This window comes from Pseudomonas sp. SWRI179, assembly GCF_014268705.1.
Lineage (GTDB): Bacteria > Pseudomonadota > Gammaproteobacteria > Pseudomonadales > Pseudomonadaceae > Aquipseudomonas > Aquipseudomonas zanjanensis.
This window is the reverse complement of sequence record NZ_JABWRA010000006.1, coordinates 12,361-38,640: the sequence shown is the minus strand read 5'-3', so window position 1 is coordinate 38,640 and position 26,280 is coordinate 12,361. Positions and strand designations below refer to the sequence as shown.

Here is a 26,280-nt window from a genome sequence, read left to right as displayed (position 1 = left end):
TTCTTGGAGCGAGAAAATGAGTTCGTCCCCGGTTTCACAGCGCCATCCATTAAATCGTGCCTTGCACGGTGCGATTTTGGGTTTGATCGTGAGCAGCTACGCATTGCCATCGCTGGCGCAAACCTCGAGCGCTGACCACAGCAACCAAGTCAAGCAGTGGAACATCGCTGCCGGCCCACTGGCGCCGGCGCTTGATCGTTTTGCGCGGGAGGCTGGCATCAGTCTTTCCTTCGACGCGTCGAGTGTAGTGAACCGCACCACGGCTGGCGTGAATGGCACGCTCGATACATCGGCAGCGCTGTCATCGTTGCTGCAGGGGAGCGAATTGCAAATCGAACAGCAAGGCCCGAATGCCTATCTACTGTCCCCTCGACCAAAGCCCGCCGGCCCGCTGGAGCTCGGCGCAACGGACGTCGAGGACTACCGCCTTGCCCCCCTCATCATCAATGCCAAGGTCAGGGTCAGTGCCGACGACGACGCCAACTCGGTGGTCGCCCAGGAGCTCTGGGTTGGCGGCAAGGTGGCAACCAGCATTCTCAATACACCGGCATCGGTGTCGGTGGTTACCAACAAGGAAATGGAGCAACGCAGCGTCAGCACCACGGAAGAGGCGCTGCAATACACGCCGGGCGTGGTCAGTGACTTCTATGGTACGGATGACCGCAACGACTATTTCCAGATCCGGGGCTTCCAGGCCACTACCTACCGTGACGGCTTGACCCTGAGTTCGATGCGCGGCGTACGCGAAGATCCATTCGCCTATGAACGCATCGAGATTTTGCGTGGCGCCAACTCCACGCTGTTTGGCCCCGCGGACCCGGGTGGTTCGGTGAACTTCGTGACCAAACAACCGCGCTTCGAGCAGTTTGGCCAAGGCTATGTGACCTACGGGTCGTTTGACCATGTCGAGACAGGCATCGATGTGGGGGATGCGCTGAACGACGAGAAAACCTTGGCTGGCCGCTTTACTGCCAAAGGCCAAAACAGCGACCGCGAGTACGATCACTCACAGGACGACAACCGGTTGGTGATGGGTGGCCTCACCTGGGCACCCACGGATTACACGTCAGCCACCGTGATTCTGGACTATCTGAAAACTGAAAGTTCGCCCAACAGTGGCGGCTATCCGCTGGACAAGGAATACGACCGCAGCAAGTTCTATGGTGAGCCCAGTTACAACTTCCACGATGTCGAGCGCACCAGCCTCAGCGGTAACGTCACCCATGACTTCGACAACGGCTTTGTATTGCGCAGCAATCTGCGTTACAGCAAGTTGACCGATGATTTTGGCTACGTTTATCTCAGCGACAGCGCCGCACGTGTCGGTACTACCGTTGACCGGTATCTGTTTGGAACGGACAGTGAGGCCGACCAGTTCAACGGCAATCTGATGCTGCAATACGATGCCCGCTTCGAGAACATCGACAGCAGCAGCCTGGTGGGCGTGGAGTACCTCGATTCGACCACCAAGGAAAGCTCGGTCTACGCCCTGACCACCCCGATTGACATTGCAAATCCCGTGTTTACTGGCGTTCCACGTTCAATCACGCCGTATGCCGTCAACAAGCGAGACGCGACCACCAAGGCCGTGTTCCTTCAGCAGAACCTATCGTTCTACGAGCGTTTCATCGTCACCGCGGGTATGCGCAACGACTCGATGGACCTTACCAGCAAAGGCTTGATATCCACGGAAAAAGACAACTTCTCCGAAACCTCCTACCGAGGTGCGTTGACCTATATCGTCAACGATGAGGTGTCCACCTATGTGAGCATGGTGGAATCCGTCTCGCCGCCTCAGGTTGGCGTAACACCGCAGACGGGCACGCAGTACGAAGTGGGCGTGAAGTATGCGCCGATGGGGATGGACGCACTGTTCTCCGCAGCCGTTTATGACCTGACCCAGGAAAACGTCACCATCGCCGTGGTGCTGCCGAGCGGCATCATTGAGCAACAGACGGTGGGTGAATCGCGGGCCCGTGGCCTCGACCTGGAGGCCAAGGCGCAGGTGACGCAGAACCTCAGCCTGATTGGTGGCTACTCCTATATGGAGTCCGAGGTACTGCGCGGTTCGTTGTACGACGGCAGCTCCCTGAAGGGTAATGAGTTCTCCACGGCGCCCCAGCATTCCGCTTCGCTCTGGAGTTATTACGACGTGCCCGGCACGGATGTCAGCGTTGGCTTGGGGGCACGCTATGTCGGCTCTTATTACTTCGATGCAGCCAACTCCGGCAAAAGCGATGGCACCACGCTGTTCGACGCCGCCTTCAACTACGAGATCGCCAAGGGCACCGACCTTGCGGTGAACGTCAGCAACCTGCTGGATGAGCAGCACGTGGTCGGTTCCGGCACAGCGAACTTCTACAACCCGGGTCGCGAGATTACCGCCAAAGTGAGTTACAACTGGTAAGCAGGCGTGTAAGCCCAATGCTGTTCACTTAAGGCAATCGACAAACCCGTGGCGAGGGAGCTTGCTCCCGCTGGGCCGCGAAGCGGCCCCAAAACCTGCCAAGTGCGGCGTATCAGACACACACCGCATCGCCGGTTTACGACTGCTTCGCAGCCGAGCGGGAGCAAGCTCCCTCGCCACAGGGCCATCATTTTTCTTAAGTGAACGGCATGGGGTATAAGCCTTTTTTCCATAGTCGTGCGCTGTCCAGCGTCCGTTTCTGGGCCGAAAGTCGCCTGTTGCGGCACAGTCCATGGCCAGATTTCTAGATGTTCACAGCAACCCAGAGGGGATGCACCTCCCCAGCACTCCGAAATCTGCCCACCGCCAAGCTTTGCTTTCATCAGTACTTCCCGCTAAAGTCGGTCCCCGGGCGTTTGCTGCGCCTGCGGTCCGCGCGAAGGGGTCATCCCCAAGGCAGGTTTTTCGAATTTTTCATTCCAACTCCCGGCTTGTCGGCGGACCGAGCCCTGTAAGGAGTTGGCATGCCCGCCACCAACGCTTCCCGTCATCACGGTCTCCTCGATTTACCCTTCCTGCGTAAGCGCGCCAAGCGTCTTTTGAAGGCACTGAAAAACCATGAAGCCGACAATGTGCGTGAGCAGCTGCGCGCAATGGGCTTGTCTGGCCCGGACTATCGACTGGCCGACACACAATGGCTGGTTGCCCGTGAGGCTGGTTTCGCCAGTTGGCCCAAGCTGATTACCCACACCGATGGCGTGACGTTCGCCGCACGTCATCCGGGGTTCGTTGCGACTAACGAAGCGGCGGTCCAGCATTGGCGATGCGGTAACGACATCGAGCACAGCCTGCGGGTGGCTGGTTTTTCAGGTTCGTTTCATATGTTTGATGATCCGATGGTGATGGGTCCGGTCCCCGCATTACCTGACGATGATTACTGGTCAGTGCGAGCCAATTTCCTGGTACAGGCATTTGGGCTCTCTCACCGTGATATTCAACAGCGCCAGGCCATGCAGCGTGACGCGCTGGCAAAACTGGACGCGGACGGTGAACTGGTACTGTGGTGCGAGGGCGATGCCTACGATCAATTGTTTCTGATCCGGTTACTGGCGAGTTTACCGGCCTTGCCGCGCAGGCTCGAATTGATTGAAATCAGCCGGGTACCCGGCGTGGAGCGCTTTATTGGCATTGGTCAGCTTGCCCCGGATTTGCTCCCCTGGCTCTGGTCGCAACGGCGCTCGCTCGGTGAGGACGCGTTGGCACTGGCGCGCGAAGCATGGGCCGCCTACACCGCAGCAGACCCAGGCGACTGGGCAGGCCTTGCAGCACACTTGCATCCCGCGCTGCCGCTGCTCGGGCCTGCTTTGGCGAGACAACTGCAGGAGCTTCCCGGGGCAGGCGACGGCTTGAGTCTGACTCAGCGGCTGGTGCTGCGTGTGCTCGCCGATCATGGCGAGCTGCCTGCTGGTAAGGTGTTCAGCCATCTAATGATGAGCTACGAGCCTCTGCCTTATCTGGGCGACCTGATGTTCCATGCGCTGCTGCGACCGTTGATCGATGCACCACACCCCTTGGTGCATGAACAGCCGGGACGTGAATGGCAGAGGCGCCTTGTTCGTGTGACGGCCTTGGGCGAGCAAATGTTGCTCGGGCATATCAACTGGCTCGATTACGCGCCAGCAGAGCGTTGGGCCGGCGGGGTGCGTATCGTTGCTGATCGGTCACCTTGGGTAGTGAATAGCGACGGGCGGGTGTGGCGTCGCTGAACAAGTCTTCAACTCACGGCCACACTTCAATATCCACCACAACAAAGGAGCCTCAAATGCCTACCGCTCACGTCTTCATCGCCACCAGCCTGGATGGTTTCATTTCTCGGCCCGACGGTGACATCGACTGGCTCTTGCAACGCGACGACCCATCCGAGGACCACGGCTATCAAGACTTCATCACCGACAAGGACGTCATCGTGATGGGGCGCGGGAGCTATGAAAAGGTACGGACCTTCGACACCTGGTTCTACGACCGGCCCGTGGTGGTGCTGTCCAGACAGTTGGCCGATTCGCCGGTGCCCGAGGCGTTGAAGAATAAGCTGCGTTTCTCCAACCTGGCACCGAAGGCGTTGATGACGGAGCTGGCAAGCCAAGGCGTGCAGCGCGTCTATGTGGATGGCGGGCGGGTGGTGCAGTCGTTCCTGCGCGAGGGCTTGGTGACCGATATGGTGATTACCACCGTTCCGGTGTTGATTGGCTCGGGGCGGCCGTTGTTTGGCGGGCTTGAGCAGGATGTGGATTTGAAACTCGTATCCAGCCGCAGCTTTGCGTCGGGCTTGGTGCAATCCACTTACCGATTGCTCCCATGACCCGCCGGTTCAACGCACACGATCACGGCTTTGCGCCGCCAAATCCAGGGCCTTTTGCATGTCCAGCCGTGCCGAGCGGCCGACGTCCTTGTCGTTGAGTTGGTAGCGGCGTTCCGACGGCAGGATGGGCGCGGTGAGGTCTTCGCCGTCCATCTGTTCGAAGTCGTGGTTTTCGCCGATGGTCATGGCGCTACGGCGTAACAGCATGCGCAATTGCTCGGGTTGCAGTTGCGGGTTGATGGACAGCATCGCCGCCAGCAGGCCCGCGACCATGGGCGTGGCGTAGGACGTGCCGCAATGCACGGCGCTGTCCTGGCCGGCGCTGCTCGTCGAGGCGTGGGCGCAAGCGGCGGCGGTGATGTCGACGCGCATGTCGATGTTCGAGGAGCTGCGCTTGACCGCATAGGCCGGGTCGTCGACGGCAACGCCAGTATGCTCGCTGCGCTGGTGCCCGCCGACCACGAGCAATTGCTCTGTGATGAAGGATGAGGGCAGGCGATATTCGTCGCTGCCCGAGAAGGAAGAACCATTGCCGGCGGAGTTCACCACGATCACGTCGGGATGCGCCTTGCGCAGCCAAAGGAAAAACTCTTCCAGCAGTTCTTCGTAGCCACCCATGGCGAGGCCCGAGCGCAGCAGCGAGTCGACGTCATCGCCCTTGATGTCTTTGGCGCCGACGCGGTGGATGCCCCAGCTCCAATTGAGCACACGCACGCCGTCTTCCACGAGGTTGACCGAGGCGGCGATGTTGGCGGTGATGCCAGCATCGGAGTTACGTTCGACGATGACCTCGAAGCCACCGCTGGCCTTGTCCAGGCCACGGAGGAAACCGGTGTTGCCGCTGTCATCCCAACGTGCGGCGAGGATGCCGGCGACGGTCGTGCCGTGATTGTCCGGTTTGTCTGCATCGCGGGCGTAGACGCAAGTGCGCGGCGGCGAGCAGGCGCCGACGTCGTCCGCGAAATCCGTCGTGTCGAAGTCCACATCGCGCTCGATCAGGCCAATGCGCACCGGTTGCGGCTGGATGGGTGGCTGACGGCCGGGGATGCGCCGTTGGTAATAGTTCACCGCGTCGAGAAAGCGATTCGCGGCCCATTCGTCGGAGTCCAGGGCGGGTTTTTTCGGTTCTTCAGGATGGGCAGCGGCCTGCTCGGTTTCTTCGGCAGAGGACTCCTCGATCACCACGGCATCCACGCTGGTCTCGCTGCCCAGGCGCAGCACCAGTGCATCGCGCTGCACCAGGTCCTTGGCGGGCAAGCGAAGTTGGTACAGGTTCAGCGGCGCGATGCTGCCGACCACCTTCGCGCCGTACTTGTGGGCCAGGCGCTCGGCTTCCTGGCGGCCATCACGGTCTTCCTCGATCAGCACGCTGACCAGGTCGACATAAGTGGTCAGGCCGTCCATGTTCTTCGCCACTGCGTCCGGCCCGGCGGCCAGCACGTGACTGTTGCGCAAGGTCAGCCAGGCGGCGTTGCTGGTGCGTAGGCCGTCTTCCAGCCAGAGCGGGCCGCTTTGGTAATCGGCGGCGTCCAGGCGCACGCGCAGGTTGTTCCCTTCGCGTTGGACCATGTCTGCGGGTATTGCCTTTGCTCCCAACTTCAGTTGCGGCGTTGCATCACCCAGCCCGCGCGCTGTCAGGCACCAATCCTGGTGCTGGCTTTGCAACAGGTCGCCGCAGCGTTTCAAGCTTTCCAGGCGCAGCGGTTCCGGTGCCGCGGCCGCTGTGCCGGCAGCCAAGGTGAACAGCGTAGCGAGGGCAGCAAGTCGTAGGAGCATGGGCCAGGTTTCTTTGTCGAGGGTCTTGTTGCTCCGACTGTGATGCGGCGTGCTTCGTTCAGCGGGATAACGAGATTCAGCGAATACCCATTCCGGTTCAAAAGCTCTCGAGGCGCACTGCAACACCTGCTTGCCGTGCGAGTTCGATCATGGCTTCGACCTGGTCGGTATCGGCAATGAACCCGACATATTCGTCGCTACCAGCGTCCAGGTGCAGGTAGCGTTTGTCGAACGCCATGAGCCATCGGTCGAAATTGGCCAGCGTCTCCGACATCGGCAGCGTACCCTCATAGCGGTAGGGGTAAGTTTCTTTTACCCCGCTGGCGCTGACCAGATAGGGCACCAGATACTCGAAACCATCAAAGCCTCTCCAGTCGACGCCTAGCAACGCCAAGTGTTCGAGCTTCTGGCCTTTGTCTGCATCCAGCAAGCCTTCCACCAGCGCGGTGGCCGGCTCCTGGCCCGAGCCGTAAATGCGCAGCACGCGCCTGACCAGCCTGGCACGTTCGGCGTCTGGTATACGGGCCAGTAGGGCTTGGGTAAACGCCTTCAGTTCGGCGCGATAAGGATGCAGCTCCCGCATGATCGCCGCGTCGCTGAGCGTCGTTTCCTCCGGTGGCGGCAGGGTAAAGCGGCCGCCGAACAAGCGATCAAGAATGCCCATTTTTTTTCCGTTCCTTGGGTTGTCGATCTTTTCCAGTCTACTGTTATACGCATCCCACATGAACGCGATACCGGATATCCCGATCAAAAGGGTCGTCCGGGTTTTCGTAGGCTTCTAGTATTTCCAAGAAGCCCATTCGCTCAAGGCTCGCCAGATCTTCGAGGGTCCAATCAAAAGGGAAGTCGCTGGAAAAGCTTTCGCCCTGGTGTTCAATCCAATGAAAAACCGGGAAGGGCAGGTAACCGAGCCATTCCGATCGATAGGTGATCTCGTCAGATTCGCCACCGATCACCATGGCGCGGATCTGGTTCTTGATGATTGTTTGGCGTTCATCCATGGTGTTTCGATCCCGATTAATGATTGACTGCGTATTCTGTGTAGAATCCGTTTTCTCCAGAATTCAAAGGATTGAGCCTGTTAATCACTTGCCATGTCCGGTACGTTATTGACCCCTCGCAGTTTCCTGCACCCGGTTCTTGATTGAGCGGTTGGACGCTTGAATCAATGCAATATTTCACATCACATCACCTCACAAACAGACATCACAACGACAAGGAATGTCACCTCATGAAAACCATCGATCGTGCTTTGCTAGGCTTCGGAATATTGATTCCATTCTGGCTGCTTTTGGGTGTCGCACTGACTGCCCGGGCCTACCCAGGCTATAGCCATCTGGATCAAGCCATGAGCCAACTAGGCGCCGTTGGATCGCCAACCCACAGCTTCTCTGCCTGGGTGAACAACTTTCCCCTGGGTGTGATGTTCGTGCTTTTCGCTCTAGGCGTGGCGAGACGGTTCAAGGCATCGCGGATGGCCTTGCTTAGCGCCGCACTGATTTTCGTCCACGGTTTGGCAAGTTTCGTGGCCGGCTATTTTTCCTGTGACCAAGGTTGTGCGCCGGTTCAGCCGTCGGTTTCGCAACAGAACCACAACCTTGCGGGATTGGTGATGTTTATCTCGCTTACCCTGGCGGGGGCGTTGTGGGCGTTCCTTGGCAAGTCGCTGCTTTCGTCGTCCAGGTTCGCCATGTTCTCGGCGATCTGCGTAGTCCTGGCCATTGTGACCGTTGTGCTGATGGCGACGGCGTTGGCCGACGGGCACTTGTTTGGCCTGTACCAGCGGCTCAACTATGGGGTTTCGGTGGTCTGGGTTGCGTCGTTGGCCGCTGTTGCCCTAAAGGGTGATGCCGATATGAAGGTTGCGTACGCCCGTTAAAGGCAGCAAAGAAATCTCCTAGTGCTGGCCTACGTGATTTTTCCACGGCAGATAATCCACCCGGACCACGCGCTTCGCAGTGCCGTCAGCTTTCACTTGAAAGTCAGGCATCTTTGCGACGTTCAACTCTAGGCATTGCTGGGTGAGTGTCTGCCGTAACTCAGGATTGGGTTGAAAGTATTCCGGGCGCAGGCTGTGTTTTTCAAGTTCTACGTCGCACCGAATGACCTCACCCTTCGCGTTCGCCGTGAAGTCGAAGCGGGCGGTGCCGAAAGCGCTCAGGGACTGCTTTGCAACGACGTTGTCCCAAAAGAAACGACTTTCAACGGCATCCCGTTGGCGTAGACGTTCGTGATCAGCCATTGACGGCGTCTCCCCTGATGCGATCAAGGGCGCGATGATTTCGAGGCCGCCATCCTTTGGACTCTGGAGATTTTCCGGGAGGGGGCCCCACGCTCTACTCCAGCAAACGTCGGCCATGAGGTTCACCAAACGGGAGGGGGTGCCGGCTTCAGCAGACTTAGCCTCGCAAAGCCGCACATCTCCCTGGCGATCCAGCTTCATCGTTAACTTGACACTTCCCCGCAGACCTTCGGGATTGGCGTAGAGCGCGTCGCGAACCAAGGTGGCACGCAGAACCCTGATGTAACGTCTTTCTTCCAGCCGTTTGATTTCTTCCGAAGTAAGGAATGTCGGCATGGACTTCCCGCCGCTGTCGACCCAGGCGTCCATTTTCTGTTCATAGGTCGCCTGATGGCAGCCAGGAAGAACGGCCAAGGCTGCCGCCCCTATCAGGATGGGGATTGTGCGACGGCGGTAGGTAAGGGGGCTCATTCATGCGCTCCTTGCGGTTAAGGGGCGTATCTTGCCTTGAATGAGCAGCGCTTCAAAGAAGGGGCGCGACGTGGCTCAGCTTTCCGGGGACGTAATGGGCGCGTCATTGGCTTCAGCTGCCAATTTCAGGCGGTCGGCTTTGCTGATGTATTGATTCTTGTTTTTGGGCGCCAGCTTGGCACTGGCTTTCTTGGCGTTAGCCTTCAATAACTGGTTTATTTTCTTGCGGCGATTCATGTTGTTCTGCTCAGCGTGTCAATGTCCGGATGGTATCAGTTTTCCGTTTTCTCAGGATTGTTCCTGACGTTGGCGACAGGCCTTGTGGGAAATGACCGTTGCTCAATAAATAACTGACGATGCACGTGCCGCCAATCAGTCATCCGATTCGACGTCGACATGAAGCTGCCTCAGGTCACGCTGACCGCGATCCAATTCGTTATAAAGCCGTAGCTGTCGCAGCCTTTCTTGACATCGGCGTAGTACTGCATCAGCTCCCATGGCGCGTAATTATCGACTGAATACTGGCCATAAATGGGATCAAAAAATACCAGCTCCCTACCTTTATTCGACGCCGCTACAGCGTGCGCTCCTCCACCGGAGAAGATAAAGGCTATTACATAGTGCCCTTCTGACTTGGTGACCAAGTCGAGCCAGCCGTTGTGGTCGCTCAAAATAGATCCAACATCTTTGCCAACCTCCGCTGCGCTAACGCAGAATGCAGCCGCCATCGCTTGGTAATAGGCCTCGCCCAGCATGCCCTCCGCTCCGTAGGCGCCCTTTTTGTTCTGCCGCACCTGCTGCGACTGCATCGCTTGCGCTGCGACCATGAGTGGCATGTGCGTGATTAACTCATTCTTGCTCTGAAGCTTGCGGTTCAACTTTATGCTTTGACGGCACCAGAGCATCGAGTAAGCGAAGCAGTTGCCGTTTTTCTTTTGATCCTTCAGTGCTTTTTGAAGAAAAGGATTGGCGCTGGCGCCAAACTTGGTTCCAAAAGAGTGTTCTACGTTATTCAAGCCCAACGCTGGCCAGTCTAGGTTCATGCTTACTCTCCTTGTAACGCTATGAATTTTTGAAGGTTAACGTTGAAACATACCTTTCCTGCCTATCGACAGGGATGCTCTGACTGGCTGTTGGTTTACGCCAGAAACGATTCCAACCTCGAAGAGGGTATGCGTTGAGAAATGGTAGCCAAGCAAGCAGCATTCTGCCATCAACGCCAGGCGAACATTTTCCATCTGCCATGAGCGCTGGCGAGGCACGATCACGCTACCCGTATTCTTGCAACGCGTAGGTGCTGTTTCGGGTAGCAATCGGTCCGAGGGAGGCGACGTCCCTGCTGGCCTCGTAATTGCGGCGTACCACCGGGTGGCCGAGGTAGCGCAATGGATCGACCACATCCTTGCGAATCAACGGGCCGCCGGGGAGTCTGGCCACGCCCCACATCGACTGGGCCAGATATTACTTCAGATTGCTCTGGAAGAACGTCGTCAGCTTATCGAACGGAATGAGGTCGACCCGATCATAAAGATCGACATGGCCAGCCCCAGGAATGATGACAAGCTCCTTGGGCTGACCGGCGAGCTTATAAGCCTCCTCGCTGAATTCCCGGGAGTGCGCATCGGCCCCAGCAATGAACAACATCGGATGCGGTGAAATGGTCTCGATGTCATTGAGCGGGTAGAAGTTCATGAACTTGATGTTGCTGGTCAGCGTCGGGTGCGTGGTCAGGTCTTTCGACGAGCCGGATGGCGTGAACTCGCCGCGCGGGGTGCGGTAAAAATCAAAGAATTCACGTTGGATAGGATGAGTGTTGGCGTCCAACTGGTGCACCGTACCGCTGGTATAAAGCGTTTCACCGCCAGCGAACTCGACGTTACGCTGCTGGGTGGCTTGGGCAATGATCGACCGGCGCTGTTCGAGCGTTTGGGAATGCTTCAACCCGTTGCGATTGACGCCGCCCATGTCGTACATGCTCACCGTAGCAATGGCTTTCATGCGTGGGTCGATCTTGGCTGCGCTGATCACGAAGCTGCCACTGCCACAGATGCCGATCGCGCCAATCCGCTCCTTGTCGACGAAAGGCTGGGCGCTGAGAAAGTCCACCGCGGCGCTGAAGTCCTCGGCATAGATATCCGGCGAGACGGCATTACGCGGCCGCCCCTCGCTTTCGCCCCAGAACGACAAATCCAGGGAAAGGGTCACGAAGCCTTTTTCCGCCATTTTCGTGGCATAGAGGTTGGCGCTCTGCTCCTTGACCGCGCCCATCGGGTGGCCGACGACAATCGCCGGACTCCGGGTCTTGCCATTGAGTTTTTTCGGAATGAACAGGTTACCTGCCACGTTCATTTGATATTGGTTCTTGAAATTGACCTTCTGTACGGTTACGTCATCGCTGGTATAAAAGTTATCTGCGCCGTTGGACATATCGGCTCCTATGGCTGTGAGCGAAGTGACAAGAAGGGTGAGTAAAACGATGATCTTTTTCATTGGGGATCCTGTCGATGGGGTGTCATCAGTGTTGGGAAAAGCTCACTTGCACATCTCGCCGGCCCAGCGCTTGAGCCAACTTCGCGGTGTCGTCCACTTGCCCAAGGCGGGTGTAGGCGTAGGTCGAGTTGAAGTTCGAATAAAAGATGACCAGGGTGTCCGTGCCATACAGCATCAAATCGCCGTTGCGGATCGTTCCCGGCTTGCTGGCTTCGGCTGGTAGCACCTGGGGAAGGGTGGCGTATTTCTCGTTACGGTTGAGATCGCTCATCGCCACCGTCAGCGGCAACAACGTGACAAACGCGCGGGTGGCCGCGTTGTCGGCCAAGGTGATGGCGAAGCGGTGTTCGCCGACGGTCATCCACATCACCCTGTTCTCCGTTTTCGAGGGCGCCGACGCGGCACCACTCATCGTTGCGTAGCCGCCAAACACGAGCATTACCGCCAGCAAACCACGCCGGGCCGATCGCATCGCAGTTGTGCATGGGTGTCTGTTCATAGGGTTCATGGTGACTTGCGAACAGTGGTGCGACTAGCTAATGAATGCTTAACAAGGCTATAAGCATGGCTAATCAATTTGCTTGAAGTGCTGCTGCCATGGTCAAAAGAAACCTCAACGATCTGCTGTCTTTCGTCACGGTGGCGCGCGAAGGCAGCTTCACGCGAGCTGCCGGGGCGCTGGGCGTCACCCAATCGGCGCTGAGCCAGGCAATCAGCGGGTTGGAAGCACGCTTGCAGATCCGCTTGCTGACGCGGACCACCCGCAGCGTTTCGCCGACCCTTGCGGGCGAACGGCTGTTGCACGCCATCGGTAATCGCTTCGATGAAATAGAAGCCGAGCTGGATAGGCTCACGGAAATGCGCGACAAGCCCGCGGGCACTGTGCGCATCACCTGCGGCGATCATGTCCTGCGCACGACCTTGCTGCCCAAACTGACCGGGCTGCTGCACGATTACCCGGATATCAATGTCGAGTTCGACGTCTGCTACGGATTTCGGGACATCGTGGCGGATCGTTTTGATGCGGGCGTGCGGCTGGGCGACACCATCGACAAGGACATGATCGCGGTCCCGATCGGCCCTGCGTTGCGGATGGCTGCCGTGGCTTCGCCAGCGTACTTTGCCAATCGTGCCGTTCCCGGGCACCCGCGTGATCTGGTGAACCATCGTTGTATCAACCAGCGTATGCCAACATCGGGCGGGCTCTATGTGTGGGATTTCGAGCGGCGGGGCAAGCAGGTGAACGTACGAGTGGACGGCCAACTCATTTTCAACACGTCGACTCATATCGTGCAGGCGGCGGTCGCTGGGCTGGGCGTCGCCTACCTGCCAGAAGAGGAGTTTGAACCCCATCTTCAAGAGGGGCGGCTGATGCGCGTGCTGGAAGATTGGTGTCCGCCATTTTCAGGCTACTATCTGTACTACCCCAGCCGGCGGCAGCCTTCGCCTGCGTTTACATTGGTTGCCAATGCGTTGCGCCAAGCCGATTAAGGGCGAGCGATGGTTCACATAACCACAGTGGGCGCATGTCGATTTCGTTCAGGCGGCGCGGATTAACGGGCAGGGCTTTCAAGAAGTCGCTTTCAGAACACGTTTCGTCGTCCATGTGCAATCGCCAACCCCCGGGAGTGGCAAGCTGTGAGAATGCCTCGGACCAGGTGCGCCAAAGACACCTGGCCGGAGAGCGAGAATGGCGATCGGATGTGCCACGCTACCGTGACGTGGGCCGGACGCCGCAGCCAAGACTCCGGACGGCTGCCGCTATGCGGCGGTGTCGTTCGAGATGCCGAGGTACGTTTATGCCCGATGAGACGCTTCACCTGCCCATGATCCACAGCGTGCTTGCGCGCGAAAAGGACACCCCCGGTGCCTTGCTGCCCATTCTCCATGCCATCCAGGCAGGCTGCGGGTATGTCCCCGACAGCGCCGTCCCGGAGATCGCCCACGCCCTGAACCTCAGCCTGGCTGAAGTGCGCGGGGTCATCAGTTTCTACCACGATTTCCGTACCACGCCGCCGGCGCGCCATACCCTGCGCCTGTGCCGGGCCGAGTCCTGCAAGAGCATGGGCGCCGAAGCCCTGGCTGCGCAGTTGCGCGAGCAACTGGCGCTGGACGATCACGGCACCAGCGCCGACGGCAGTATCAGCCTGCGGCCGGTCTATTGCCTGGGCGCCTGCGTCTGCTCGCCGGCCCTGGAACTGGACGGGGAGTTGCATGCGCGGATCACGCCCGAGCGCCTGCGTCAGTTGGTGAATGACTGCAGGGAGGAGGGCGCATGCTGACGCTCTGTATCCCCCGCGATTCGGTGGCCCGTGCCGTGGGCGCGGACAAAGTCGCGGCTGCGTTGGCCGTTGAGGCTGAACGTCGACAGTTGCCGTTGCAGGTGTTGCGGACCAGTTCCCGTGGCCTCTATTGGCTGGAGCCACTGGTTGAGTTGGAGACGCCTGAAGGGCGCTTGGGTTTTGGCCCGGTCACGGCCCAAGACGTGCCGGCCCTGCTCGATGCGCTGGCCCATGATCCGGGCAGCCATCCTGCTGCCCTGGGGCTGGTGGAGAACATTCCTTATCTGAAAAGCCAGCAGCGCCTGTTGTTTGCCCGTGCTGGCATCACCCGGCCCTTGTCCCTTGATGACTATCGTGCCCAAGGCGGGTTTCTCGGCCTGGCCCGGGCGATCCAGATGGATGGCGCCGAGGTGGTCGCCAGCGTGCTGGACTCCGGCCTGCGCGGCCGCGGCGGCGCGGCGTTCCCGGCGGGCATCAAGTGGCGCACTGTGCGTGACGCGCAGGGGCCGCAGAAGTACGTGGTCTGTAATGCCGACGAAGGCGACTCCGGCACGTTTGCCGACCGCATGCTGATGGAAGGCGACCCCTTCCTGCTGATCGAAGGCATGATCATCGCCGGCATCGCCGTGGGCGCGACCATGGGCTACATCTACGTGCGTTCGGAATACCCGGACGCCGTCAGTACGCTGAACGACGCGCTGCACATCGCTCGCGAGGCCGGTTACCTGGGCACGAACGTGAGCGGCAGCGGTCGCGCCTTCGAGCTGGAAGTGCGAGTCGGCGCCGGCGCCTATATCTGTGGCGAGGAAACCGCGCTGCTGGAATCCCTCGAGGGCAAGCGCGGCACGGTGCGCGCCAAGCCGCCGCTGCCGGCGCTGCAAGGCCTGTTCGGCTTGCCGACGCTGGTGCATAACGTACTGACCCTGACCTCGGTGCCGATCATCCTGGAGAAAGGCGCGCAGTTCTATCGCGACTTCGGCATGGGCCGCTCCCTGGGCACGATGCCGTTCCAACTGGCCGGCAACGTCCGTCATGGCGGCTTGGTGGAGCGCGCTTTCGGCCTGAGCCTGCGGGAGTTGGTGGAAGGTTATGGCGGCGGTACCGCCAGCGGTCGTCCGCTGAAGGCCGCGCAAGTGGGCGGGCCGTTGGGCGCCTGGGTGCCGCCTTCGCAATTCGATACGCCGCTGGACTACGAAGCGTTCGCCGCCATGGGCGCGATGCTCGGCCACGGTGGTGTGGTGGTCGCCGACGACAGCCTGGACATGGCCCAGATGGCCCGGTTCGCCTTGCAGTTCTGCGCCGAGGAATCCTGCGGCAAGTGCACGCCGTGCCGGATCGGCTCCACCCGTGGGGTGGAAGTGGTGGACCGCTTGATCGCCAGCACCGAAGCCGGTGACCGCCAGGAACAGGCCCTGCTGTTGCAGGACCTGTGCGACACCCTGCAATACGGTTCGCTCTGTGCCCTCGGTGGGATGACGTCCTACCCTGTCGCCAGCGCCCTCAAGCATTTCCCCGCCGACTTCGGTCTGGCGACCACGGAGGCTGACCAATGATCACCATCTTCGATCCCAGCACCGATATCGACCTGGGCACCCCGGCGCGTGACAGCGACGTGCAGGTCAGCCTGACCATCGACGGGCGCGAAATCAGCGTCGCCGCCGGCACCTCGGTCATGCGCGCCGCTGCCATGCTCGGCACCACCATTCCCAAGCTCTGCGCCACCGACAGCCTGGAAGCCTTCGGCTCCTGCCGCATGTGCCTGGTAGAAATCGACGGCATGCGCGGCTATCCCGCGTCCTGCACCACGCCGGTAACGGAGGGCATGGTGGTGCGCACGCAAACCTCCAAGCTCGCCACGCTGCGGCGCAACGTGATGGAGCTGTACATTTCCGACCACCCGCTGGATTGCCTGACCTGTTCGGCCAATGGCAACTGCGAGTTGCAGACCGTGGCGGGGCAGGTGGGCCTGCGCGAAGTGCGCTACGGCTACGAGGGCGCCAACCACTTGGCCGAGGCCAAGGACGTTTCCAACCCGTATTTCGACTACGACCCGAGCAAGTGCATCGTCTGCAGCCGCTGCGTACGCGCCTGTGAGGAAATCCAGGGCACCTTCGCCCTGACGATCACTGGGCGCGGTTTCGATTCCCGGGTGGAAGCGGCCGGCGGTGACAACTTCCTCGATTCCGAATGCGTGTCCTGCGGCGCCTGCGTGCAGGCGTGTCCGACGGCGACCCTGATCGACAAGAGCGTCGTGGAGATCGGCCAGCCGGAGCGCAGCGTCATCACCACCTGCGCCTATTGCGGCGTGGGCTGTTCGTTCCGCGCCGAGATGAAAGGCGAACAACTGGTGCGCATGGTCCCGGACAAGAACGGCCAGGCCAACCACGGCCATTCCTGCGTCAAGGGCCGCTTCGCCTGGGGCTACGCCACGCACCCGGATCGCATCACCAAACCGATGATCCGCAAGCACATCAACGACCCGTGGCAGGAAGTCAGCTGGGACGAGGCGGTCACCTATGCCGCCAGCGAACTGCGCCGGATCCAGCTCAAGTACGGGCGCGATTCCATCGGCGGCATCACCTCCAGCCGCTGCACCAACGAAGAAACCTACCTGGTGCAGAAACTGGTGCGTACCGCGTTCGGCAATAACAACGTCGACACCTGCGCCCGTGTCTGCCACTCGCCTACCGGTTACGGTCTCAAGCAGACCCTGGGCGAGTCCGCCGGCACGCAGAATTTCGATTCGGTGATGAAGGCCGACGTGATCATGGTGATGGGCGCCAACCCCACCGACGCGCACCCGGTGTTCGGCTCCCAGCTCAAGCGCCGCTTGCGCCAGGGCGCACGACTGATCGTCATCGACCCACGGCGCATCGACCTGGTGGATTCGCCCCACGCCCGCGCCGAGCTGCATTTGCAACTGCGTCCGGGTACCAACGTGGCGATGCTCAACGCGCTGGCCCATGTGATTGCCACCGAAGGCTTGATAGACCAGCCTTTTGTCGAGGCTCGCTGCGAGGCGGCGGACTTTGCCCGCTGGCGCGATTTCGTCAGCCAGCCGGAAAACTCGCCCGAAGTCCTCGGCCCGGTGTGTGGCGTGCCTGCCGAGCAGATCCGCGCCGCCGCACGGCTCTACGCCACTGGCGGCAACGCGGCCATCTACTACGGCCTCGGCGTTACCGAGCACAGCCAGGGCAGTACCTCGGTCATGGGGATTGCCAACCTGGCCATGGCCACCGGCAACATCGGTCGCGAAGGTGTCGGGGTGAACCCGCTGCGTGGGCAGAACAACGTCCAGGGCTCCTGCGACATGGGCTCGTTCCCCCACGAACTGCCCGGCTATCGGCACATCTCCAACGAAGCGGTGCGCGCCGAGTTCGAGCAAGCCTGGAACGTGACCTTGCAACCCGACCCGGGCCTGCGTATCCCGAACATGTTCGAGGCGGCGCTGGACGGCACCTTCAAGGCGCTTTATTGCCAAGGTGAAGACATCGCCCAGAGCGACCCCAACACCCAGCATGTGACGGCCGCGCTGTCCGCGCTGGAATGCGTGATCGTCCAGGACATCTTCCTCAACGAGACGGCCAAGTTCGCCCACGTGTTCCTGCCGGGCAGCTCGTTCCTCGAGAAGGATGGCACCTTTACCAACGCCGAACGCCGCATCTCCCGCGTTCGCAAGGTGATGGACCCGTTGGCCGGCAAGGCCGATTGGGAAGCCACCATCGCCCTGGCCGACGCCCTGGGCTACAAGATGCATTACAACCATCCTTCGGAAATCATGGATGAAATCGCCCGCCTGACGCCGACGTTCTCCCGCGTCAGCTACGCCGAACTGGAGCGCCACGGCAGCCTGCAATGGCCGTGCAACGATGCCGCGCCGGACGGCACGCCGACCATGCACATCGAGCAGTTCGTGCGCGGCAAGGGCCGCTTCATGCTCACCGGCTACGTGCCCACCGAGGAGAAGGTCAACAACCGTTATCCGCTGCTGCTGACCACCGGCCGTATCCTCAGCCAATACAACGTCGGCGCCCAGACCCGGCGCACCGAAAACGTCGCCTGGCACGAGGAGGACCGTCTGGAAATCCATCCGACCGATGCCGAGAACCGCGGGATCGTCGACGAAGACTGGGTCGGCATCGGCAGCCGTGCCGGGCAAACGGTACTGCGCGCGAGGGTGACCGAGCGAGTGGCACCGGGCGTGGTCTACACCACGTTCCACTTCCCGGAATCGGGCGCCAACGTGATCACCACCGACAACTCCGACTGGGCCACCAACTGCCCGGAATACAAAGTCACGGCGGTGGAGATCGTGCGGGTCAGCCAGCCTTCGGAATGGCAGAAGCGTTACCAGGCGTTCAGTGATGAACAAGGGCGCCTGCTGAGGGAGCGTCGCCATGCCGAGAAAGCGGAGGTGCGTCGATGAGCTCTGAAAGCCTGATCAAGATGGCCAACCAGATCGGTCAGTATTTTGCCAGTGAGCCGGACCACGCGGTGGCGGTGCGTGGTGTATACCAGCACATCAAGAGCTTCTGGACGCCGACCATGTGCCGCGACTTGATGGCCTGGCAAACGAAACATCCCGACGCTGTCCTGCACCCGTTGGTATTGGCGGCGTTGATGGAGTTTGCAGAAGCGGCTTAGGAAGGAATGCTGTAGAACCTGCACACAGCCCCGGCCGGCGCCCTCGTCAACGACGAAGGGAACCGACCGGGGCTGTGTGCATTTCAGTTATTGAAGAATCAGTTCCGGGATGGATGAGCCGCCCAGTGTTTCATTTCTTCGGCAATGAAGTGGCTCACCAGGTCGCTGTACATTTTTTCGATGGCATCCGGGCTCAGGCCCTCGGCCTCGGCCCATTCCCGCCGTGTCGCCAGCATCGCCTTGAAACGCTCCGGCGCCCGTACCGATGTCGCCAACGTCTTGAACTTCGAGGCCGCGAGTACGTATTGAAAACGTTTGCCCAGCAGTTTGATGACGGCCTGATCGAGAGCATCGATTTCGCCTCGGATGTCCTCCATGTTGATGCATTCCGAGGGTTGTAGCCGACTGCAGACTTCCATGTGGATCACTCCTTTGGTTTGAGCAGGATCGGCCCAGCCTGGGCCGATGTTCTGATGTGGGGTTAAAAATCCCAGTCCTCGGCGCTGATGACCCGGCAAAAGGGCCCGGCCAGCGTTGTGTTGTGATGGGCAATGATCACGGGCGCCTTCACGTCCAGCGTGTCGGCACACGTGTGACCATTGGCGATCAGCACGGCATCGAAGCCCAGGTCCCGGGCGGCACGGCACGTGCTGTCGACACAATACTGGGTTTTCATGCCTGCAATCACCACACCTTCGGCGCCACAGGCCCTTAACTGCTCGGCCAAACCGGTCATGGCAAAGGCATTGGGGCGGGTTTTTTCGAAGATCACCTCGTTGCCTGCCAACCGCAATTGCGGCAGCAGTTGCGTCAGTGGACTTCCCGGTTCGATGGGCGAGCCAGGCGGACCGACATGGCGAGCCAGGAAGACAGGGGCACCGGCGCTGTGAGCCTTGGTCAACAGGGCATTTAACGTATCCAGCAGCGCTTCACCTGCCCAAGGTTTATCCGGGCCGTGAAACAACCCAACTTGCATATCGAGAATCAACAGTGCGTGCATCGTGCTTTCCTTGCGTTTGGGCCAGCGACGCAAGGGCAAAAGAAAAGGCCCTTACCATCGACTGGCGGGCCTTTGAGATACGTGTGTTATTCGCTCACGACACCTCACGACCCGCCTGGGCGGTCGTGGTCGTGGTGGTCGAGGTGATCTTTGGGAGATTCATGGTGCTGACAATATCGGCACGCCGTTGGGTTTGGCAAGCGGGGGTGTGAACTTGCTTGTGAAAGCGGTGGCGACTGTGCCGCCGCCATCGCGAGCAGGCTCGCTCCCACAGGTGGCTTGGACTGGTCGCAACATTGAGGTACCACCGATCAACTGTGGGAGCAAACCTTCGAGAATGCGTTGCTTGATGACGCCGAACACACCTGTGGCGAGGGAGCTTGCTCCCGCTCGGCTGCGCAGCAGTCGTAAAAAACCGGGCGCTGCGCTGTGCCTGACGAAACACTGTGGCTGGGTTGGGGCCGCTGCGCAGCCCAGCGGGAGCAAGCTCCCTCGCCACGGGAAGTAAATTCCCAGGAGATTTTCAGACCGCCGTTGGTCCCGCTACAAAGCATCAAAAAGGCGCTCAGCCTCTCAGGCAGATTGCCAAAGCTGAATGTCCCAGGCCAATGCGATTCCCCTGTGGGAGCAACTGTCTTGGATGGTTTATTTAGCCACCGCCTTCGCGAGCAGGCTCGCTCCCACACTGGATTTTCAGCTCAGACACAAACTTCATGTGAACCAGTTCCTTGTGGGAGCGAGCCTGCTCGCGAAGGCGGTGGTTCAGCTTGCAGAGAGGGGCGACTGAGCCACCGCCATCGCGAGCAGGCTCGCTCCCACAGGTGACTTGGGGGGGCGCCACATCGAGGTACGCCACCGATCAACTGTGGGAGCGAGCTTGCTCGCGATGGCATTTGACCCGTCAACCACGATCCCAAAACCGCCGGACTAGTCGCCCGAGTCTTCTGGTTCCAGCGCTTTCAGCCAGCGGTTCTCCGAACGGCTCAGATGCTGGCGCATCGAGGTTTGGGCACCGAGTACATCCTTGTGGGCCACGGCGCGCAGGATCGCTTCATGCTCGATGACCGCAGCTTCCCATGTCAGGGCATTCTCCGCATGCTTGCTCAGGTGCGCCGAAATCGGATTGTGTCGTTCATCGAACAGGGCCGTGATGATCCGCACCAGGGCAGAGTTGCCGCTCATCTTGGCCAGGCGCTGATGGAATTTACGGTCATCCTCCAACGGCGGCAGGCCGCTGGCGATGCTTGCGCGCATGGCGTCGATGCAGTCCTGCAGATAGCGGTAGTCACTTTTCTTGCCATGCAGACACGCCAGGATCACTGACTCACCTTCGATCAACGCCCGCGCCTGCATCAGTTCCGAAGGGCTCTCGCCCAAGGTCATGCTCGGGTGCCTTGCATCCTTGGAGATGGCGCGCACGTACACGCCGGAGCCCATCTTGATTTCGATGTCGCCGTCTATTTCCAGGGCGATCAGGGCCTCGCGAAGCGACGGCCTGGAGACTCCCAACAGTTGGGTCAAATCACGCTCGGGAGGAAGCCGAGCACCTGGTTTGAAATCCCCCTGGGCGATGTAGCTGCGCAGTTGATCGGCGATTTTCTGATAAGGCTTGCGTTCGGCGGCGTTGATCGGCGAGACCATGGGGTGAGCGTCCATCGGAGAGTCGGCAAAGGCTACCATAGCGGCTGAGGTGGGAGCGGGCTTGCTCGCGAAAGCGGCGGTACATTCAGCATTGATGCAAGCTGACCCGCTGCCTTCGCGAGCAAGCCCGCTCCCACAGAGAAGGGTGCAGCGACGGCCTCAATCACATCACCGCACCGATCTGCCAGGGCAGGAACTCGTTATCGCCCAAGCCATTTTCCTCGCTGCAGGTGCGGTGCCCGGACGCGGTCGCCAGCATCAGTCGGAACAACCGCTCGCCCGCTTGTGCAACCGATTCCAGGCCATCGACGATGCCGCCGGCGTTGAAGTCCATGTCCAGCTCCATGCGCTGGAACAGCGGGGTGTTGGTGGCGATTTTCAAGGAGGGCGTGGGCTTGCACCCATAGGTCGAGCCGCGGCCCGTGGTGAAGCAGATCAGGTTCGCGCCGCCCGCCACCTGGCCGGTCGCCGACACCGGGTCGTAGCCGGGTGTATCCATGAACACCAGGCCACGGGCATCGATCGTTTCAGCGTATGGGTAGACGCCCATCAGCCCGCTCGCACCGGCTTTCGCCACGGCGCCCAGGGATTTCTCCAGGATGGTGGTGATGCCCCCGGCCTTGTTGCCCGGCGAAGGATTGTTGTTCATGTCACCGTCGTTGTGGCGGACGTAGGCTTCCCACCAATGGATCCGCGCCATCAATTTTTCGGCGATGTCGGCCGACGCGGCGCGGGCCGTCAGCAAGTGTTCGGCCCCATAGATTTCCGGTGTTTCCGAAAGGATCGCCGTGCCGCCCTGTTGCACCAGCAAGTCCACGGCCGCGCCGAGTGCCGGATTGGCCGTGATGCCGGAGTAGCCGTCCGAGCCGCCGCATTGCAAGCCGACGCATAAGTGGCTGGCGGCAACGGTCGTTCGCTGGCATTGGTTGATGAGGGGCAGCATCGCTTCAATGTGGGCGATGCCACGTCGCACGGCGTCGCGAGTGCCGCCTTCGTCCTGGATGACCAGGCTGGCCTTGAGCGCCGCGGGGCGATCCCCCAGTTCATTCATCAACGGGGTGAGTTGATTGACCTCGCAACCCAGGCCGATCAACAGCACACCGGCGAAATTGGCGTGATCGGCATAGCCGCGCAAGGTTCGCTTGAGAATATCGATGCCTTCGCCCTTGGCACCCATGCCACAGCCGCTGCCATGGGTGATCGCAACGACGCCGTCGACGTTGGCGAAGTCTCTCAAGCGCTCGGCAGAAAAGGCGTTGGCAATCTGCTTGCAGACGGTTGCCGAGCAGTTGACGCTGGAAATGACCCCGATGTAATTGCGCGTGCCGACGCGTCCATCCTCGCGGACGTAACCTTCGAAGGTCGCGGGGTTGTCGCTCAACGACGTGGGGACATAAACATTCCGTACGCTGTGTTCGGCAGTGGCAATGGGCATGTCCAGATTGTGCACATGGACGTGATCGCCGGGCTCGATGGCCTGGGTGGCCTGGCCGATGGTTTGCCCGTACTTGAGCACCCGCTGGCCGACCTGCACCCTACGCAGGGCGATCTTGTGGCCGGACGGAATCGTCTGCCGGGCGATCAGGGTGAGGCCGTCGGCACTCACCGGCTGGCCCTCGAGGATATCGCCTCGGGCCACCGCGACATCATCACCCGGTGTCAAAACAAGCAAAGCATTAGGCGGGTTCATGGGGCGTCCTCCGATTCCTAGCACTCGATGATTGCCTTGACGACACCTTGCTTGGGGTCGAGCAAGGTAGCGAACGATTGGGGCACGTCGTCCAGCGTCAATCGGTGGGTGTTCAGGGCCGCATCCGGAATCAAGCCGTCGCGCAGGCACTGCTCGACGTACCGGAAGTCTTCCTGGGTGGCGTTGCGGCTGCCCATCAGCGTGGCTTCGCGCTTGTGGAATTCAGGGTCGGAGAAAGTGATCGAGTCCCGAACCACCGAGATCATCACGTAGGTGCCGCCGTGGGCGATGAACTCGAACCCGCGCTCCATGGCCCGTGCATTGCCGGTAGCGTCGAAGACCACGTCAAAAAAATCCCCCCCGGTCAGATCGGCCAGGGCCAGCTTGTCGCCGTCTCCGATGTGCACGGCGGCGTGGATATTCAGGTGTTGCCTGCAGAACGACAGGCGATCCTCACGCGTATCCAGGACGGTGACTTTCGCACCGCGCAGGCTGGCGAAGATCGCCGCCGCCATGCCGATCGGGCCGGTACCGACCACCAGGGCGTGTTTCTGCGCCTGGATGTTCGAGCGACGCACGGCGTGGGCGCCGATCGAGAGGAATTCGATCATCGCGGCCTGGTCCAGGGAAATCCCCGCCGCCTTGTGAACGAACGCGTGGGGAACGCTCAGGTATTGGGTGAACGCGCCGTCGCAGTGGACCCCCAGCACCTGGATCTGGGTGCAGCAGTTGGTCTTGCCCTGGCGGCAGGCGATGCAAGTCCCGCAGGACAGGTACGGCATCACATAGACGACGTCACCCACAGCCAGGCCGCTGGCCTCGTCGGTACCTTCCACGACCCCGGAGAACTCGTGGCCCATGACCCGCGGATATTCGAGGTACGGTTGGTTACCGGTGAAGATGTGCAGGTCCGTGCCGCAGACCCCGACGCGCTTGACCCGGATGAGGACCTCCCCGGGTTTCCTGAGGGGGCGCTCACGCTCGATGGCGGTGAGCGAGCCGGGTTCGTTACAGATGATCGTCAGCATGTCGATGCTCCTTGGCTGGCACACAGGCAATGGGTTGCCTGCAGGCGGGAGGAGGGTTGTGAGCGCGCGGCTGCCGGGACCGGGGTGCTCTTTTTTGTTGTAGGCGAGCGGTGACCTGCACCAATGACCTTGGCCCGAAACTACAGGCCAAAAAAAATATTGGCAATACCAATTAATAAAAAAACAAATTGGACTGACCAGTGGGGCGGGGCTTGTCTGACATTGCATCATTGACTGAACCCAGGTCCATTTCGACAGGTCACTGGTTTGTCAGGAATGAAAAACAGGATGGACCCTCTGATGCGACCTATTGCCCTCACCAGCCTCTCCTTCGTCGCGCTGATGTGCGTGGCCTGTTCAAGCCAACCGCCTGCCACCTGGAGCTACGCCGACGCCCAGGGACGAGCCAATCTCCCCCCCGACCAGGCCTACCCCGAGCTTTTTGAAGCGGTGCAGCGTGGGCAGGTATTCACCGACCAGAAGCATTTCGTGGACGCATTGCCCAACCGTGATCCGGCCCGGATCCGCGCCGATTACCTGGCCCAACGGGGCCGCGACGGCTTCGATATCAAGGCCTTCGTGAAAGACAACTTCATCGAGTCCGGCGCAGCCGAAAGCCCGGCCCCCAGGCCCGGCGCTCCGATCAAGGAACACATCGACAACCTCTGGCCGGTGCTGAGCCGCTCCTACAGCCAGGTGCCGGCCTATAGCAGTTTGTTGCCATTGCCGCAGCCGTATGTGGTGCCCGGCGGACGCTTTCGCGAGATGTACTACTGGGATTCGTATTTCACCATGCTCGGGCTTGAGCAAAGCGGCGATAAGGCCCTGGTCCGCCAGATGACCGATAACTTCGCCTACATGATCGACACCTACGGTCACATCCCCAACGGCAATCGCACCTACTACCTGAGCCGGTCGCAGCCGCCATTCTTTGCCTACATGGTGGAGTTGCAGGCGCGTATCGAAGGTGACCAGGCCTATGGGCGATACCTGCCGCAGTTGCAGAAGGAGTATGCCTATTGGATGGAGGGCGCCCAGGCGCTCAAGCCCGGTGACGCTGCCCGACACGTGGTCAAGCTCGCCGATGGCAGTGTGCTCAACCGCTACTGGGATGCCAGCCCGACACCTCGACAGGAGTCCTGGTTGCAAGATGTCAGCACCGCCGAACAGGTGCCGGAGCGGCCCAAGGAGGAGGTTTGGCGTGATCTGCGCGCCGGCGCCGAAAGCGGCTGGGACTTCAGTTCGCGCTGGTTGGACGACGGCCAGAACCTGGCGAGCATTCGCACCACGGCCATCGTGCCCGTGGACCTCAATAGCCTGATCTATCATCTGGAGCACACCATCGCCAAAGCCTGCGAGACGGTGCAAAACATGGCCTGTGTCCAGGCTTATGGCCGGCGCGCCGAACTGCGCCAGCGGGCCATCGAGAAGCATTTGTGGAATGCCGACAAAGGCTTCTACGTGGACTATGACTGGCAACGCAACCAGCAACGCCAAGGCCTCACGGCCGCGACGCTGTTCCCGCTGTACACGGGCCTGGCCGCTGTCGAGCATGCCAATCGCACCGCCGATGCGGTGCGTGACGGCCTGTTGCGCCCCGGGGGTATCGCCACTACCCAGGCCAGCAATGGCCAGCAATGGGACGAACCCAATGGCTGGGCACCGCTGCAATGGGTCGCGGTGGAAGGACTGGAGCGCTACCAGCACACCGCGCTGGCGCAACAGATCGGCAGTCGTTTCTTGCAGCAAGTCGAGAACCTCTACGGCAAGGAAAACAAGCTGGTGGAAAAATACGACCTGTCCGGTCGCGGCGATGGCGGGGGAGGCGGCGAGTATGAATTGCAGGATGGTTTCGGCTGGACCAACGGTGTGACGCTCAAGTTGCTGGGCAAGTATGGCGAGACGTCTCAAAGCCTGGTGGGTAAGTAAATGCCACACACACATCCCCTGTGGGAGCGGGCTTGCTCGCGAAAGGGGGGGGGCAGCCACATTGAAGGTTGCTGACACGCCGTCTTCGCGAGCAAGCTCGCTCCCACAGGGGATGTGGGGTGTGTCTCAAGCCTCACCATCGCGCGGAAAAAAACTGTGGGGAGGCACAAATCTCCCTCACCCGAATCGAGACGTACTTGTGGCGAGGGAGCTTGCTCCCGCTCGGCTGCGCAGCAGTCGCAAAAGCGGTGTGCGCGGTGTGCCTGGCGAAACGGTGTGGCTGATTTGGGGTTGCTTCGCAACCCAGCGGGAGCAAGCTCC

Annotated in this window: 24 protein-coding genes; 10 read left to right on the top strand and 14 right to left on the bottom strand. The window is 60.5% G+C overall.

Annotated features, from left to right (window positions below):
* Nucleotides 1–16 precede the first annotated feature (16 nt).
* From HU767_RS04975 to HU767_RS04965, 3 genes are all read left to right on the top strand, one after another.
* Nucleotides 17–2,407 carry a TonB-dependent siderophore receptor gene (locus HU767_RS04975; RefSeq protein ID WP_186728674.1) on the top strand — a complete coding sequence of 797 codons (2,391 nt, stop codon included), beginning with the start codon at nt 17–19 and terminating at the stop codon, nt 2,405–2,407.
* A 524-nt stretch (nt 2,408–2,931) separates the two neighbouring features.
* A complete protein-coding gene (locus tag HU767_RS04970) occupies nt 2,932–4,173 on the top strand; it encodes a DUF1835 domain-containing protein (RefSeq protein WP_186728673.1) in 1,242 nt (413 codons plus the stop codon).
* Between the two features lie 56 nt (nt 4,174–4,229).
* Entirely contained in the window at nt 4,230–4,766 is a 537-nt protein-coding gene (locus HU767_RS04965; RefSeq protein WP_186728672.1) for a dihydrofolate reductase family protein, read from the top strand.
* 9 nt (nt 4,767–4,775) lie between these two features.
* Here the strand turns inward: HU767_RS04965 and HU767_RS04960 are convergent, their stop codons facing one another.
* From HU767_RS04960 to HU767_RS04950, 3 genes are all read right to left on the bottom strand, one after another.
* Nucleotides 4,776–6,542: a S8/S53 family peptidase gene (locus HU767_RS04960; protein ID WP_186728671.1), complete on the bottom strand. Its 1,767-nt coding sequence runs from the start codon at nt 6,540–6,542 to the stop codon at nt 4,776–4,778.
* A 97-nt stretch (nt 6,543–6,639) separates the two neighbouring features.
* Complete coding sequence (locus tag HU767_RS04955; RefSeq protein WP_186728670.1) at nt 6,640–7,206, bottom strand: hypothetical protein; 567 nt, start codon at nt 7,204–7,206, stop codon at nt 6,640–6,642.
* Nucleotides 7,207–7,249: 43 nt separating this feature from the next.
* The gene (locus tag HU767_RS04950; RefSeq protein WP_186704797.1) at nt 7,250–7,543 is read right to left on the bottom strand and encodes a hypothetical protein; all 294 of its coding nucleotides are present in this window, start codon (nt 7,541–7,543) and stop codon (nt 7,250–7,252) included.
* A gap of 230 nt (nt 7,544–7,773) precedes the next feature.
* Here HU767_RS04950 and HU767_RS04945 point away from each other — a divergent pair, with 230 nt between their 5' ends.
* A complete protein-coding gene (locus HU767_RS04945) occupies nt 7,774–8,421 on the top strand; it encodes a DUF998 domain-containing protein (RefSeq protein ID WP_186728669.1) in 648 nt (215 codons plus the stop codon).
* Between the two features lie 18 nt (nt 8,422–8,439).
* On the opposite strand, the gene HU767_RS04940 is transcribed toward HU767_RS04945, so the two are convergent.
* From HU767_RS04940 to HU767_RS04915, 6 genes are all read right to left on the bottom strand, one after another.
* Nucleotides 8,440–9,255: a hypothetical protein gene (locus HU767_RS04940; protein WP_186704799.1), complete on the bottom strand. Its 816-nt coding sequence runs from the start codon at nt 9,253–9,255 to the stop codon at nt 8,440–8,442.
* A gap of 75 nt (nt 9,256–9,330) precedes the next feature.
* Complete coding sequence (locus HU767_RS04935; protein ID WP_186704800.1) at nt 9,331–9,492, bottom strand: DUF2986 domain-containing protein; 162 nt, start codon at nt 9,490–9,492, stop codon at nt 9,331–9,333.
* 170 nt (nt 9,493–9,662) lie between these two features.
* Nucleotides 9,663–10,298, bottom strand: a complete 636-nt coding sequence (locus tag HU767_RS04930; protein ID WP_186704801.1) for a YopT-type cysteine protease domain-containing protein — start codon at nt 10,296–10,298, stop codon at nt 9,663–9,665.
* Nucleotides 10,299–10,524: 226 nt separating this feature from the next.
* Nucleotides 10,525–10,692 carry a hypothetical protein gene (locus HU767_RS04925; RefSeq protein ID WP_225917589.1) on the bottom strand — a complete coding sequence of 56 codons (168 nt, stop codon included), beginning with the start codon at nt 10,690–10,692 and terminating at the stop codon, nt 10,525–10,527.
* A gap of 24 nt (nt 10,693–10,716) precedes the next feature.
* On the bottom strand, nt 10,717–11,745 hold the full coding sequence (locus tag HU767_RS04920; protein ID WP_186728668.1) for an alpha/beta hydrolase: 1,029 nt from the start codon (nt 11,743–11,745) through the stop codon (nt 10,717–10,719).
* A gap of 25 nt (nt 11,746–11,770) precedes the next feature.
* Nucleotides 11,771–12,217, bottom strand: coding sequence for a cyclophilin-like fold protein (locus tag HU767_RS04915; RefSeq protein ID WP_186728667.1), 447 nt, complete (start codon nt 12,215–12,217; stop codon nt 11,771–11,773).
* Nucleotides 12,218–12,342: 125 nt separating this feature from the next.
* Here HU767_RS04915 and HU767_RS04910 point away from each other — a divergent pair, with 125 nt between their 5' ends.
* From HU767_RS04910 to HU767_RS04890, 5 genes are all read left to right on the top strand, one after another.
* Nucleotides 12,343–13,236 (top strand): LysR family transcriptional regulator, encoded by an 894-nt coding sequence (locus HU767_RS04910; RefSeq protein WP_186728666.1) that lies wholly within the window; start codon nt 12,343–12,345, stop codon nt 13,234–13,236.
* 308 nt (nt 13,237–13,544) lie between these two features.
* Nucleotides 13,545–14,027 (top strand): formate dehydrogenase subunit gamma, encoded by a 483-nt coding sequence (locus HU767_RS04905; RefSeq protein WP_186704805.1) that lies wholly within the window; start codon nt 13,545–13,547, stop codon nt 14,025–14,027.
* The gene (locus HU767_RS04900) at nt 14,021–15,580 is read left to right on the top strand and encodes an NADH-quinone oxidoreductase subunit NuoF (protein ID WP_186728665.1); all 1,560 of its coding nucleotides are present in this window, start codon (nt 14,021–14,023) and stop codon (nt 15,578–15,580) included. The genes HU767_RS04905 and HU767_RS04900 overlap by 7 nt, the downstream gene beginning before the upstream one ends.
* Nucleotides 15,577–18,453 (top strand): formate dehydrogenase subunit alpha, encoded by a 2,877-nt coding sequence (fdhF, locus tag HU767_RS04895; protein ID WP_186704807.1) that lies wholly within the window; start codon nt 15,577–15,579, stop codon nt 18,451–18,453. The genes HU767_RS04900 and fdhF overlap by 4 nt, the downstream gene beginning before the upstream one ends.
* On the top strand, nt 18,450–18,671 hold the full coding sequence (locus HU767_RS04890) for a formate dehydrogenase subunit delta (protein ID WP_186704808.1): 222 nt from the start codon (nt 18,450–18,452) through the stop codon (nt 18,669–18,671). The genes fdhF and HU767_RS04890 overlap by 4 nt, the downstream gene beginning before the upstream one ends.
* Before the next feature lie 98 nt (nt 18,672–18,769).
* On the opposite strand, the gene HU767_RS04885 is transcribed toward HU767_RS04890, so the two are convergent.
* The 5 genes from HU767_RS04885 to HU767_RS04865 form a co-directional block, all read right to left on the bottom strand.
* A complete protein-coding gene (locus HU767_RS04885; protein WP_186728664.1) occupies nt 18,770–19,090 on the bottom strand; it encodes an isochorismate lyase in 321 nt (106 codons plus the stop codon).
* 62 nt (nt 19,091–19,152) lie between these two features.
* Nucleotides 19,153–19,671 (bottom strand): cysteine hydrolase family protein, encoded by a 519-nt coding sequence (locus tag HU767_RS04880; protein WP_186704810.1) that lies wholly within the window; start codon nt 19,669–19,671, stop codon nt 19,153–19,155.
* A gap of 927 nt (nt 19,672–20,598) precedes the next feature.
* Nucleotides 20,599–21,312 (bottom strand): FadR/GntR family transcriptional regulator, encoded by a 714-nt coding sequence (locus tag HU767_RS04875; RefSeq protein ID WP_186728727.1) that lies wholly within the window; start codon nt 21,310–21,312, stop codon nt 20,599–20,601.
* Nucleotides 21,313–21,475: 163 nt separating this feature from the next.
* Entirely contained in the window at nt 21,476–23,002 is a 1,527-nt protein-coding gene (locus HU767_RS04870) for an altronate dehydratase family protein (RefSeq protein WP_186728663.1), read from the bottom strand.
* A 17-nt stretch (nt 23,003–23,019) separates the two neighbouring features.
* Complete coding sequence (locus HU767_RS04865; RefSeq protein ID WP_186728662.1) at nt 23,020–24,030, bottom strand: zinc-binding alcohol dehydrogenase family protein; 1,011 nt, start codon at nt 24,028–24,030, stop codon at nt 23,020–23,022.
* 300 nt (nt 24,031–24,330) lie between these two features.
* Between HU767_RS04865 and treA the strand changes: the two genes are divergently transcribed.
* A complete protein-coding gene (gene treA / locus HU767_RS04860) occupies nt 24,331–25,959 on the top strand; it encodes an alpha,alpha-trehalase TreA (protein ID WP_186728661.1) in 1,629 nt (542 codons plus the stop codon).
* Nucleotides 25,960–26,280 lie beyond the last annotated feature (321 nt).